14 protein-coding genes are annotated in these 12,438 nt (G+C 67.3%); 7 read left to right on the top strand and 7 right to left on the bottom strand.

Features of this window, described 5'->3' with window-relative positions; translation table 11 throughout:
• Positions 1 to 90: 90 nt before the first annotated feature.
• The 4 genes from QOI01_RS03245 to QOI01_RS03230 all read right to left on the bottom strand — a co-directional run bounded on the left by QOI01_RS03245 (position 91) and on the right by QOI01_RS03230 (position 3,881).
• Positions 91 to 531, bottom strand: coding sequence for a response regulator (locus QOI01_RS03245; protein ID WP_526378546.1), 441 nt, complete (start codon positions 529 to 531; stop codon positions 91 to 93).
• On the bottom strand, positions 528 to 2,063 hold the full coding sequence (locus QOI01_RS03240; RefSeq protein WP_526378593.1) for a sensor histidine kinase: 1,536 nt from the start codon (positions 2,061 to 2,063) through the stop codon (positions 528 to 530). Before QOI01_RS03240 ends, QOI01_RS03245 begins: the two co-directional genes overlap by 4 nt.
• A gap of 101 nt (positions 2,064 to 2,164) precedes the next feature.
• Entirely contained in the window at positions 2,165 to 3,385 is a 1,221-nt protein-coding gene (locus QOI01_RS03235) for a PP2C family protein-serine/threonine phosphatase (protein ID WP_526378544.1), read from the bottom strand.
• Between the two features lie 142 nt (positions 3,386 to 3,527).
• Positions 3,528 to 3,881: an STAS domain-containing protein gene (locus tag QOI01_RS03230; protein WP_526378542.1), complete on the bottom strand. Its 354-nt coding sequence runs from the start codon at positions 3,879 to 3,881 to the stop codon at positions 3,528 to 3,530.
• Positions 3,882 to 4,054: 173 nt separating this feature from the next.
• On the opposite strand from QOI01_RS03230, the gene QOI01_RS03225 reads away from it, so the two are divergent.
• The 5 genes from QOI01_RS03225 to QOI01_RS03205 all read left to right on the top strand — a co-directional run bounded on the left by QOI01_RS03225 (position 4,055) and on the right by QOI01_RS03205 (position 8,602).
• A complete protein-coding gene (locus QOI01_RS03225; RefSeq protein WP_526378541.1) occupies positions 4,055 to 4,921 on the top strand; it encodes an STAS domain-containing protein in 867 nt (288 codons plus the stop codon).
• A 22-nt stretch (positions 4,922 to 4,943) separates the two neighbouring features.
• Complete coding sequence (locus QOI01_RS03220) at positions 4,944 to 5,336, top strand: STAS domain-containing protein (protein ID WP_526378539.1); 393 nt, start codon at positions 4,944 to 4,946, stop codon at positions 5,334 to 5,336.
• The gene (locus QOI01_RS03215) at positions 5,326 to 5,742 is read left to right on the top strand and encodes an ATP-binding protein (protein ID WP_526378537.1); all 417 of its coding nucleotides are present in this window, start codon (positions 5,326 to 5,328) and stop codon (positions 5,740 to 5,742) included. The genes QOI01_RS03220 and QOI01_RS03215 overlap by 11 nt, the downstream gene beginning before the upstream one ends.
• Positions 5,743 to 5,807: 65 nt before the next feature.
• Complete coding sequence (locus QOI01_RS03210) at positions 5,808 to 6,377, top strand: SpoIIE family protein phosphatase (RefSeq protein ID WP_526378591.1); 570 nt, start codon at positions 5,808 to 5,810, stop codon at positions 6,375 to 6,377.
• Positions 6,374 to 8,602, top strand: a complete 2,229-nt coding sequence (locus QOI01_RS03205) for a SpoIIE family protein phosphatase (RefSeq protein ID WP_526378589.1) — start codon at positions 6,374 to 6,376, stop codon at positions 8,600 to 8,602. The genes QOI01_RS03210 and QOI01_RS03205 overlap by 4 nt, the downstream gene beginning before the upstream one ends.
• A 1-nt stretch (position 8,603) precedes the next feature.
• On the opposite strand, the gene QOI01_RS03200 is transcribed toward QOI01_RS03205, so the two are convergent.
• Complete coding sequence (locus QOI01_RS03200; protein ID WP_526378535.1) at positions 8,604 to 9,761, bottom strand: SpoIIE family protein phosphatase; 1,158 nt, start codon at positions 9,759 to 9,761, stop codon at positions 8,604 to 8,606.
• Positions 9,758 to 10,558 carry an alpha/beta fold hydrolase gene (locus QOI01_RS03195; RefSeq protein WP_526378587.1) on the bottom strand — a complete coding sequence of 267 codons (801 nt, stop codon included), beginning with the start codon at positions 10,556 to 10,558 and terminating at the stop codon, positions 9,758 to 9,760. The genes QOI01_RS03200 and QOI01_RS03195 overlap by 4 nt, the downstream gene beginning before the upstream one ends.
• A 68-nt stretch (positions 10,559 to 10,626) precedes the next feature.
• On the opposite strand from QOI01_RS03195, the gene QOI01_RS03190 reads away from it, so the two are divergent.
• Entirely contained in the window at positions 10,627 to 10,845 is a 219-nt protein-coding gene (locus tag QOI01_RS03190; protein ID WP_526378533.1) for an HVA1 family protein, read from the top strand.
• Between the two features lie 9 nt (positions 10,846 to 10,854).
• Positions 10,855 to 11,871, top strand: a complete 1,017-nt coding sequence (locus tag QOI01_RS03185; protein WP_526378531.1) for a DNA topoisomerase IB — start codon at positions 10,855 to 10,857, stop codon at positions 11,869 to 11,871.
• Positions 11,872 to 11,879: 8 nt separating this feature from the next.
• Here QOI01_RS03185 and QOI01_RS03180 read toward each other — a convergent pair.
• On the bottom strand, positions 11,880 to 12,438 hold a 559-nt coding region (locus QOI01_RS03180; RefSeq protein ID WP_526378529.1), incomplete at its 5' end, for an HAD family hydrolase.

The raw sequence follows: 12,438 nt of genomic DNA, 5'->3' as shown, positions 1-12,438 counted from the left end.
CCGTCCTACGTCCGCACCTAGCCGTTCGGCTAGCAAGCGGTGGTAGCCGAATGGTGTGACCCGCGCCATAGCCGGATCGCAGGCGCGACGTCAGCCGTGCGGCAAGCGCACGACCTGTACGAAGAACTCGTCGATCTGGCGAACCGCGCTCATGAACTGGTCGAGGTCCACTGGCTTGGTCACGTAGGCGTTGGCGTGCAGCTTGTAGCTGCGCAGGATGTCCTCCTCCGCCGCGGAGGTCGTGAGCACGACGATCGGGATGTGGGTGAGGTCGGGGTCGGACTTGATCTTCTCGAGCAGCTGCCGGCCGTCGTACTTCGGCAGGTTCAGGTCGAGCAGAATCAGGTCGGGCGTCGGCACGTCCGCGTAGGCGCCGCGCTTGTACAAGAAGTCAAGCCCTTCCTCGCCATCGTGTGCGACGTGAAGTTTGTTCTTGATCTTGTTGTGCTCGAACGCTTCCCGCGTGATGAGTTCGTCTCCGGGATCGTCCTCGACCAGGAGGACGTCAATGGCTCGATCGGCTGGCGTCATGGTGTTCCTTCCAGAATGGCCGCGGGTTCGTCGTCCGCTGCGGCGTTGGGTGCTACGGGCTTCAGGACGGGCAGGGTGAAGCGGAACCGGGTTCCCGCGGTGTAGGACGTGTCGATCCAGATGGTGCCGCCGTGGTGTTCGACGATCTTCTTGCACAGTGCGAGTCCGATGCCCGTTCCGCCGTAGACGTCGCGGCCGTGAAGTCGCTGGAAGATCACGAACACCTTGTCGACGAACTCGGGTGCGATGCCGATGCCGTTGTCCGACACGGTCAACAGCCACCCCGCGTCGTCGGCGCCCGGTACGCACTCGATCACGATCCGTGGTGACTGATCCTCGGGCCGAAACTTCATCGCGTTGCCGATCAGGTTCTGCCACAGCATCGCCAGGAGCGTGGGGTCGCCGACGACGCGGGGGAGATGCCCACCTGCGCGGACGATCTCGGCGCCGGACTCCTCGACCGCGATGGTGAGGTTGCCCAGCGCGGCGTCCAGCGCGGCATCGAGCTCGATCTCGGTGTATGCCGAGTTGAGCCGGCCGACCCGGGAGAACGTGAGCAGGTCGTTGATCAGCACCTGCATGCGTTTGGCGCCGTCCACTGCGAAGGCGATGTACTCGACGCCGCGCTCGTCGAGCTTGTCGCCGTACCGCTTCTCGATCAGTTGGCAGAACGCGGTGACCTTGCGCAAGGGTTCCTGAAGGTCGTGCGACGCGACGTAGGCGAACTGCTCGAGCTCGGCGTTCGACCGCCGCAGTTCGACCGTCTGCTCGTCCAACTGTTCGCCCGTCGAGCGCGTCGATTCGAGTTCGTCCACGATTCGCTGGCGCATGTTCTCGACGTCGATCGCGATGGCGCGGATGTCCTTGAGACCCTGCGGGATGATCCTCTCGCCGAAGTTGCCTTCGGTGATCCGCCGACAGGACGCGGCGAGCGAGGCCAATGGACGGGTCACAGCCGTTCGCATCACGATTGCGAGGGCGATCGCCGTCGCCAGAAGCACCACGATGATTCCGATCAAAACCACGTTGCGCCAGGTGCGGATGCCGTCGAGATTCACGATGCCCGAGTCCCGCGCCTCGGTGAGATGTTCATTCTGCGTGTCGAACAGCTGACGCATGCCGTCGAATTCGGTCTTGCCGCGATCGGCGACGGCGGGGTCCACGATGGTCGGTGCGCCGGGGATGATGCGGGCGATCAGCGGGTCGGCGAACGACGCCCGCCAGGCGGCAGACGCCTGCTCGATGGCGTCGACGTCTTCGGTGAGTGCGGATCGCTGGCCGGCTCGTTGCCGAATGTCGTTGGCTGCGGTGGCTTCAGCGGTCTTGCCATCGTCGTACGGGCCGAGGAACTGTGGGTCGGCGGAAATGGCATATCCGCGGATCGCCGTTTCCTGGTCGCGCAGGGCGGCCTGCAGTCGGTAGGCCGCCGAGCGCGAAGGCTGCACTTCGTCGATCAGCTCGTGGGACACGCGGTCGTAGCGGTTCAGCAGGAGGGTGCCCGCAATGGCGCCGGCAAGCACGAGACCACCCATGATCGACAGCACCAGGGTCTGCCAGCCCTGCACGGTGAGTGGAGACTCCCTTCGCGGAGTGTACGTCCCGTCCACAATCGGCGGCACCGGCGTCTCCGTGGTCATCGGTCCGTCCGCTCCACCCGCACCACGGCGATGTCGTCGCTGAGCCCGCCGTGCCGCTTCGCAAGGTCGTGGGCCCCGTCGATGATCGCTTCGACGAACGCCGAACCGGGAAGGCTGGCGTGCGACCGCGCCAGTGTGAGGAGCCCGTCCTCGCCGAGTCGCTCATTGCCCACCCCCGAGTGGCCCTCGAACAGTCCGTCGGTGAGCAGCAGGAGACCGTGCCCCGCAGGCAGTTCCAGCTCGTTTATCGGCCAGTCCGTGCCACCGAGGCCTAGGGCGGGCCCGGCGGGCGGCTCGAGCCATTCCACCGAGTTCGGGCCATGCAACAACATGCCGGGATGGCCAGCGCGGACCGCGTTGAAACCGAGGCCGTCGGGGGAGATGGCGATGCTGAGCACCGTGGCGAAGATGCCGCGCCCGGGGCTCTCGGCGCGAAGGACCCGCTCGAGCTGGCGCATGCGCTCATTGCCGCGAAGGCCTGCGAACGTCAGTGCCCGCCAGCCGATTCGCAGCGCCACGCCGAGTGCGGCCTCGTCGGGTCCGTGCCCCGAGACGTCGCCGACCATGACGTGCACGGTTCGGTCGGGGGTCTGCACGAAATCGTAGAAATCGCCGCCGAGGAGCGCGTTTTGGCGACTGGGACGGTACTTGGCGACGATGTCGACGCCGGGGTCGTCGAGAAGTAACGGCGACGGCAGGAGACCGCGTTCGAGACGTGCGTTCTCCTGAGCCCTGAGCTCGCTGGCGCGCAGATCGGCGGAGGTGAGTTCGGCGCGCTTGCGCTCGATCGCATACAGCAGCGCCCGCCGCAGCATCTCGGCTTCGACGCGACCCTTGACCAGGTAGTCCTGGGCGCCGGACGCGAGGGCCGAGACGCCGAAGTGCTCGGCGTTGAGGCCGGTCAGTACGACGATCGGGATGTTCGGATCACACTTGGCGACGCGATCGAGTGCGGCGATGCCGTTGGCATCGGGCAGATTGAGGTCGAGCAGTACGCAGTCCGGCCGCACCAGGGCCAGTTCTCGTTCCGCGTCCGCCATCGATTGCGCCCACGTCAGGTCGATGTCGATGTTGGCGTCCGCGACCAGTTCCTCGACGAGAAGCGCGTCCCCGCGGTCGTCCTCGACGAGCAACAGGGTCAACGGTCGCGTCTGTGCTGCGACGCCGACGCCGACGCCGACGCCGGCCGTCGGGTCGGGGCCGCGCAGGGCGCCCATGGGCAAGCACATCCTTTGAACGTCGCATCAAATCAAACAGTGCACACCGCCCCTGCTTGACAGTCATCCGACAGTACCGGGGTGCTCCTAGGAGACGTCGAACTACCGCCGGATGCCGCCTGTCGTGCGCGGCCGGAGCGAACTAGGAGCGCAGAGCGGCGACGGCCTCATCGACCGTGGCGTAGACGGCCAGGAACTCGTCGAGTTTTGTGAGCTGAATGGGGCGTGCCGTCACCGGTCCGCTGGCCACCACCGCGAACTTACCCGCGCCGCCGACCCTTTCGTGAGTCTCGGCAAGGATCCGCAAGCCAACGGATGCGAGGAAGGACACGGCCGTCAGATCCATGATCAGTCCCGACGGGCGCTCATCGATCAATTGCGTCAGAAGCTCTTCCAGCGGTGGCGAGGTGGCGAGATCCATCACACCGTCCACCGCCAGTACGGTGACCCCGTCTCGAGGCTCGACCGAGGTGGAGATCGCATCGGCTGCTGACAACGGCCATCCCTCCCTAAAAGCGCCCTGGCTCGGCGCGCACGCGGTGCGACACGATGAGCGTAGTGCCCTCCACGTTGGCTGGACATCAACGAGTCGGCGGCTCTCGCGTCACCACTCAGGCTAATGTCAAGATCGGCGGCTCGCCGAGGGGGTGGGCGTCAGCGGGAGTACACATGTCAGACGATGTGATGACGGACCAACCGGTGTCGACCGAGGGACTGCTGCCTCAGCTGGTCAAACACCTGCGCTTCAACCGGACGGCCTTGCGCGAGGAGTGGGCGCGCCGGATCACCGAGGCGCAGCTGCTGACGGCGATGACGCCCGAAGAGATCTTCTCCGAGGCGACCGCGGTCTACGACAACTACGTCGAGGTGCTCGAGACGGGCAGCGTGGAGGCGCTCCAGGCCTACGCGCGCGACCTGTCGGAACGCATCATTCCGCGTGGCGTCGAGACCGACGAGGTGCTCGGCATCGTGCTGCTGCTCCGCGACGTCCTGGCCCGGTCCCTGTTCGAGAAGTACCAGACCGACTTCGACCTCCTCAACCGCGTGCTCGACGCCTATGAGCCCGCGGCCAACCGGATCGCCAACACCGTGGGCGTCAGCTTCGTTCAGGAGCGCGAACGAATCATCCGGCAGCAGCAGGAGGCCATCCGCGAGCTCTCGACCCCGGTCCTTCAGGTGCGCGAGCAGCTGCTGATCCTTCCCATCATCGGCGTCCTGGACAGCCCCCGCGCACGGCAGTTGACCGAACAGCTGCTCCGCGCGATCCGCGCCAACCGTGCCAAGGTCGTCGTCATCGACATCACCGGTGTGCCCACGATCGACTCGACGGTGGCCAACCACCTGGTGCAGACGGTCGACGCGTCCGGGCTCATGGGCGCCAACGTCATCATCACCGGGCTGTCCTCCGACATCGCGTTGACCCTGGTGACCATCGGGCTGGACCTGTCCAAGATGAATGCCGTCGGCGACCTGCAGGGCGGCATCGAGGAGGCCGAACGCCTCCTCGGCTACGAGGTCACCCGCGCCGGCGACTAGGCCGGCCGGACGACGGATTCTGATGCCAGTACCGATCCTCAAACAGGGGACCATCCTCATCGCGACGGTGCAGGCCGCGCTGACGGACTCCGACACCGAAAGGCTTCGTCACGATCTGATGGAGCAGGTCAGTCGGTTTCGGGCGCGCGGGATCATCGTGGACGTGACGGCGATCGACGTGATGGATTCCTATGCGGCACGGTCGCTTCGCACGATCGCCCACATGACCCGCCTGCGGGGGGCCGACACCGTCATCGTGGGGCTGCAACCCGAGGTGGCCTTCGCGATGGTGCAGCTCGGGCTGGTCTTCGACGGGATGCACACCGCACTGGACCTCGAGGAAGGTCTGGCGCTGCTCAACCCGAAGCAGGCACCGCGCCGAAAGCCGACGAACGGGCGAGATGGTGCCGACTGAATTGCCGGACCTGGTCGTCGACGTCAACGATTCCGACGACATCGTCACGGCGCGCCAAGCGGGACACCAACTCGCGCGCGAACTCGGCTTCTCGCTGACCGACGTCACGATGATCGCGACGGCGATCTCGGAGATCGCGAGGAACATCACGAGTTATGCCGGGCGCGGTGCGATCCGGGTGAACGTGCAGGACCGGGAAGGTCGCCGGGCCCTGGTGGTACGAGCGGACGACGAGGGACCGGGAATCACCGACGTCGACCGGGCGATGGAGGAGGGTTACTCCACCGGCCGCGGCCTCGGACTCGGACTGCCCGGTGCCCGCAGGCTGATGGACCGCCTGATCGTCGACTCGGAGCCGGGACGCGGCACGACGATCGAGATGTGGAAGTGGACACCGGAGCAGTGACCGGACGCCATTTCGCCGACGAGGGACGGTTCGGGCCCATCGAGTGGGCGGTCGCGGCGCGCCCACTGCCCGGCCAGGCCACGTCCGGTGACGAAGCGGTCGCCGTCGAGGTCGACGCCACGGCGGCGTTGTTCGGCGTCGTCGACGGGCTGGGGCACGGGCCTGACGCGGCATCGGCAGCGGCGCGCGCCACCGAGGTGATCTCCCAGCACGTCGAGGAGTCACTCGAGGACCTCATCGGCGCCTGTCATCGGGAGTTGGCCACCACGCGCGGCGCCGCAATGACGTTGGCGCGGATCGACTTCGAGGCCAACGCTCTGCACTGGGTCGGCGTCGGCAACGTCACCGCGGCTCTCGTCTCGAGGGGGTCGAGCGGTCTCGAGACCAGCTCCTTCGTCCGGCTCGCCAACGGCATCGTCGGCTTTCGAGTTCCCCGCATCCCCGCTCCTGAAGTCGTCGAGATGCGCCCGGGGCACCTGCTCGTCGTGGCCACCGACGGCATCACCGAGGACCACCTCGACGCACTCGACTTTGCAGATTCGGCCAAGGCGATTGCAAATCGAATTCTGGGGGAACACACGCGCGTGACCGATGACGCGCTGGTCCTGGTTGCCCGCCACAGAGGCTCGACCTGATGCCGGATGGCGACTTCGGGGAGTGCTATGCCGCAGCGCTGCGTCACTACCTGAGCGACGGCGGCGAGGCGAGCCTGGCGGTCGGTCACGACCTGGGCCGCAGGGCACTGCGGGAGCGGCTCAGCATGATGGAGATCGTCGAAGGCCACTTCCGAGTCGTCGAGGAGGCGGCCGCCGACTCTGGGTCGGAGGTGGCGCACGCGACGGCCCTGCAGTTCCTGCTTCAGGCGCTGGCCACCTTCGACATCGCCACCCGCGGCTTTCTCGACGGCACCAAGCGCTACCAGCAGCAACGAGCCAGGGCCGACGACCTCGAAGACCGTGACGCGTTCCGCAGCGCGCTGGTCAACTCCCTGCAGGAAGGGTTCTTCGTCGTCGACCACGAAGGCACCGTCGTCGAGGTCAACGAGGCCTTCGCCGCCATCACCGGCTGCGGTCTCGAGGACCTGCCGTACCGCTGGCCCTACCCGTGGCTGGTCGACGAGACGGAGGCCCGGCATCAACTCGCCCGGTTGGTGCGCGAGGGCAGCCTCGAGTCCGAGACGCCGATCAGGCACCGCGACGGCCACATCTCGTGGGCCTTGGTGAGCATCAACTCGGTCACCGAGGAGGGCGATGACAGCGGCGCGTACGTCGGCACGATTCGGGACGTCACGACCGAGCGTTCCGCCGAGGTGCGCCGCAGAGCCGTCGTCCGGCTCGCCACGGCGCTGGGTGTGGCCACCAGCGTCGCGGAGGTGCTCGACATCTTGCTGGCGGTGGTAGCTGCCTCCATCGAGGTGCAGCGGGTGGTCGCCGTGATGTGGACCCAGGCGGGCTCGGACCCGTCGGTCCAGGTGGCAGGCACACCCGGGGTGGCCGCGTGGCGCGACCTCGATCCGCGACTGCGAAGCGGTTTCTCCGGCGCGCGAGACTGGCCACCGCTGGCCGTCGAGGCCGTCCCGTCCCCGGATGGGTCCGGCCGGGCGGCGGGGATGTCGGGGGGGATGTCGGGGGGGATGATGACGGTGCTGTCCGGCGCCGACGCGGTGCTGTGGTTCGAGTACCCCGAACCCCGGGTGACGAGCGACGAGGACCGCATCCTGGTGGCCGGCCTGATCGGGCACCTCAGCCTCGCCGTACAGCACGTCCGTCAGTTCGAGATTGCCAGAGAGGCGTCGCTGACCCTGCAGCGCACCATGATGCCCACCACGAAGCCCCCGGTGGGGTTTGCGGTCCGCTATGAGCCTGCCGTCTCACCGCTGGAGATCGGTGGCGACTGGTACGACGTGCTCGCCATCGGCGACCACCGGATCGGCGTCGTCGTCGGTGACTGTGTGGGAAGCGGACTTTCGGCTGCGGCCGTCATGGGACAGCTTCGCAGTTCGGCCCGCGTCCTGCTGATCAACGGCACCGCCCCCGCCCGACTGCTCGAGGAACTCGATTCGGCCGCGGCGCTCATCCCTGGTGCCTACTGCACCACCGTCTTCGTCTGCACCATCGACACCGAGACCGGTGAGATGACGTACAGCAGTGCCGGCCACATCCCGGCACTGCTCGCAGGGACGGGCGTGCCGCCGGAAACGCTGACCGGTGCCACGTCCGTGCCGCTGGCCGTGCAGAAGACGGGCCCACGCCCCCAGGCGTCGAAGTCCCTACCGCCGGGCTCGACCCTGATGCTGTACACCGACGGACTGGTGGAGCGGCGAGACGGCATGATCGACAACGGAATTCAACGCGCAGGCCGGGTGCTGGCCGACATGATCGAGTTCCCGGCCGAAGCCGTTGCCGACGCCGTGCTGAGCCGGCTGGCGCCGACGGAGGGGTTCGATGACGACGTCGCTATCGTCGTCTACCGGCGGCCGCCCGCTCCGCTGCAGCTCGAGGTGCCGGCCACGCCCGATCAGCTGAGTGACATCAGGGGCCAGCTCGGCAGCTGGTTGCGAGCAACCGGCATCCCCGACGACCTCGCCGGGGACATCGTGCTGGTCGTGAACGAAGCGTGCACCAACAGCATCGAGCACGGCTATCGCGCCAGGGCGCCGGGACGGATGCTCGTCGACGTCGAAGCCAAGGGACGCGGGATCCGGATTCAGATCACCGATTTCGGCTCGTGGAAGCTACCGGATGCGAACCCGCGGGCACGCGGTCGCGGCGTGCCGCTGATGCGCGCGGTGAGCGGTGACGTCAACCTCGACGGCACGTCGACAGGCACCACGGTGACGATGAACTTCGAGCTCGTCTGACTCAGGGCACGCCGAGTGCGAGGACGGCGGCGTCGTCCTCTACGCCGGTCCCCAGTTCCTCGATGAGTGCTCTCATCGCCGCCACGACTTCCGTTGCACTGCAGGGTGATTGCGCCGCGGCGAACCGCAGGAGTGCGCCGTCGTCGTCGAAGCGTTCCCGGCCGGTGCCGGTGCGTGCCTCGGTGAAGCCGTCGGTGTAGAGCACCACGGTGTCGCCCGCCGACAACGAGATCCGGGCCGACGAGAAGGTCGGTTCGGCGAACAGTCCGACGGCCTGTCCGCCCTCGGTCGGCACGTAGCCGGCGGTGCCGTCACCGGCGAGCAGCAGCGGGGGAGGGTGCCCGCCGCTGGCGACCTCTATGTCGAATCCGTTTGCGTGCCTGCTGATCACCCCGAACAGCACGGTGCAGAACCAGCCGCGTCCGGCATAGGTGTCCTGTTTCAGCACACTGTCGAGGGTGTGCAGGACCCTGACGGGATGATCGTCGTTGACCGCCGCCGCGCGCAGGGTATAGCGGGTCAGTGACGTCAACGTGGCGGCCGCGACGCCCTTTCCGCAGACATCGCCGAGGAAGAAGCCGTGTCTGTCCTGGGACAGCGGGAACAGGTCGTAGAAGTCGCCGCCCACGTCACCGGCGGAGGGGCTGTGGTACAGGGCGGCGGCGTCCAGGCCCGCCGGCGGCGACAGCGAGGGTGGCAGAAGCGAATACTGAAGTGTCTCTGCCAAACTCACTGCTCGGCCGCGCTCGTCCTCGGCTCGGCGACGCTCCTCGAGGAGCTCTCGCTCGTAGGACCGTCGATCGGAGGCATCGCTGGCGATGATGCGGATGAGAACGGGGTTTGCGTCGGCATCGAGCTTGACGCTCGCGGTGACCAGAACCGGGATCCGTCGGCCGTCGGATGCGACCAGGTCGACCGTGATGCCACCGAGGCTGCCCGACGCGAGCAGCATCGGCCCGAAGTGAGTCTCGTAGTGGATGCGACCGCCCTTGGTGAGCAGATCGGCGAAGTGCGTCCCGAGGAGGGAGTCCCGCGGACGACCGAGCCACGATGCCAGCGTGGCGTTGACCGCCCTGATCACACTGTCGGGGTCGGTGACCGCGTAACCACACGGCGCGTTGTCGAAGGCATCGCGCAGACTCGTCAGTTCGTCGGTCACGGCCGGCCCGCGAACGCGGCGATGGCCGCCGCGGTGTCGTCGGGAGCGCTCAGCTGGGGGCAGTGGCCGGTGGCCTCGATCGTGATCAGCTCGCTGCCGCGGACGTGCCGATGGGTGTATTCGCCGACCGTTCGCGGGGCCAGCGTGTCGTGCGCGCACTCGATGACCAGTGTGGGCACGCCGACGCGGCTGAGATCGTCGCGGTTGTCCGACAGGAAGGTGGTGCGGGCGAACACCCGGGCCTTGGCGGGATCGTTGCGGCAGAACGCGTCCGTGAGCTCCTGCTCGAGCTCGGGCCGGTCGGGCGTGCCCATGACCGTTGGCGCCATGGCCCGCGACCAGCCGAGGTAGTTGCTCTCCATCGATTCGAGCAGTTCGTCGATGTCGGCACGCGAGAACCCACCGGTGTAGCCGTCGTGGTCCAGGTAGCACGGCGACGGGGTCAGCAACACCAACTTTGCGAACCGGCTTGGATCGGTGGCCACCGCGAGCACGCCCATCATCGCGGCCACGGAGTGTCCGACGAAGACCACGTCGGACAGGTCGAGTTCCTCGACCAGTTCGCCGATGTCCTCGGCATAGCCGTGAAGCGAGGAGTAGCGGTCCGCGTCCCAGGCGCCGGGATCGGACCGACCGGATCCGACGTGGTCGAAGAGGACGAGCCGGAAGTCCTCCTGCAAACGCGGGATGACGAGGCGCCACAGATTCTGATCACACCCGAATCCGTGCGCCAGCATGATCGTCGTCCCCGACTCCACCCCGGCGAGCGTCACGTTGTTCCTGATGCGTACGTCCACTGGCGCATCCTCCCACCACTCGGCGGCGGCGATGCTTCGCATGGGCGAACCCGGGGTAATACGCGGCCATGACGAAGAAGGAATTTCACGAGGGCGACCGGGTCGAATGGGACAGCCATGGCGGCACGGCAGTCGGCGACGTCGAGGAGGAGATCACCGACGACACCTTGGCGGCCAAGCGAACCGTTCGGGCCTCGCCGGAGGATCCGCAGTACCGGGTGCGCAGCGACAACAGTGGCGGTGAGGCGGTCCACCGCCCCGAAGCGATTCGCAGACAACAGGATTGAGGGAACAGGGTGCGGCTTCGCAAGAGCGTGTTGACGGGTCCTGGCGTTGCGCGCATTCGTCGCGGGAAGGGATTCTCGTATGAGGGGCCCGACGGCGAACCGCTCGGTGACGAGAAGGCCCTCCACCGCATCAAGGAGTTGGTGATCCCGCCGGCCTGGAAGAAGGTGTGGATCAGTCCGTACTCCAACGGGCACATCCAGGCCGTCGGGACCGACGTCGCCGGCCGCCGCCAGTACCTCTATCACCAGGCCTGGCAGGACGACAGGGCCGAGGAGAAGTTCGAGCGTGCCCTGGAGATGTCGAAGGGGCTCCCGGCCTGGCGTGCGCAGATAGCCGAAGATCTCGGGGGCCGCGGCTTCAAGCGTGAGCGCGTGCTCGCGCTGGCACTGCACTTGGTGGACCTCGGCTACTTTCGCGCAGGCGGCGAAGAGTACGCGCAGGAGAACGAGTCCCACGGCCTCGCCACGCTGCTGTGTGAACATGTCACGGTGCGGCGCGGGGCGGTGGTATTCGACTTCCCCGCGAAGAGCGGTGTCCGGCGAACCATGGAGATCGAGGACCCGGCGGTCGTTGCGGCCGTGCGATCGCTTCTGCGCCGGAACTGTCCCAGCGAGCGATTCCTGGTGGTCCGCAGGGCATCCGGGTGGTCCGACGTCCACGCCGACGACCTGAATGCGCGGTTCAAGGAACTCCTCGGCGACGACTACACCGTCAAGGACCTACGGACCTGGCACGGAACGGTGCTCGCCGCCGAGGCGTTCGTCGACGCGGACCCGCCGGTGTCGAAGATGGTGATCAAGCGGGTGGAGTCGGCGGTCATGAAGGAGGTGTCCGAGGAGCTGGGCAACACGCCCGCGGTGGCGAGGTCCTCGTACGTCGATCCGCGGGTGGTCAGAGGCTACGAGCAGGGCTTGACGATCGCCACCGCGGCCAAGCGCGCCGCCCGCGCCAATGAGGTGACCGAGCGGCAGGCGATCATGGAGAAGGCCACCAGGACGCTGATCCAGCGGGTCGACAAGTCCTGAGGGATCAATCAGACACCCGGTGTCTCGGCGGCCCACTGTCCGATCATTGAGTCGTCCAGGTGATCCACCAGGTCGAGGGGGTTCTCGAAGACGGCGACCGCGCCCTCGGCGAAGAGCAGTCGACGATCGATGCCCCCGCTCTCGAGGCAGATGCACGACACCCCGGCGCGGGCCGCGGCACGGATGTCCCACACGGTGTCGCCGACGAACACGGCCCGATCGGGTTCGACGCCGGCTTTCTTCAGCGCCACCTCGACGATGCGTGGCTCGGGTTTCGCGGTCTCGACGTCTTCCGACGACGTGACCGCCGAGACGATGTCGTCTCTGTCGAGCACTCTGCGCAACTCCTTGAGTTCGTCCTCGGGGGCGGAGGTCGCCAACACCACCTGCAGACCCGACGCTGCGACCACGTCAAGAAGGCGAACTGCGCCCGAGAGCGGCCTGAGCAGGCCGGTGCTTTCCTGGTAGTAGCGGGAGTGCAGGTCCTTCAGGCGGTCGGAGACGTCGTCGGGAAGGTTCGGCACTAGATCGTCGAGCAACGCCGAACCGTCCATGCCGATGCGGCGG

The sequence above is a fragment of the Mycobacterium sp. genome (assembly GCF_032162605.1).
GTDB lineage: Bacteria > Actinomycetota > Actinomycetes > Mycobacteriales > Mycobacteriaceae > Mycobacterium.
Note: the sequence above shows the minus strand (reverse complement) of the source record. Positions and strands in the feature narration are given on the sequence as shown.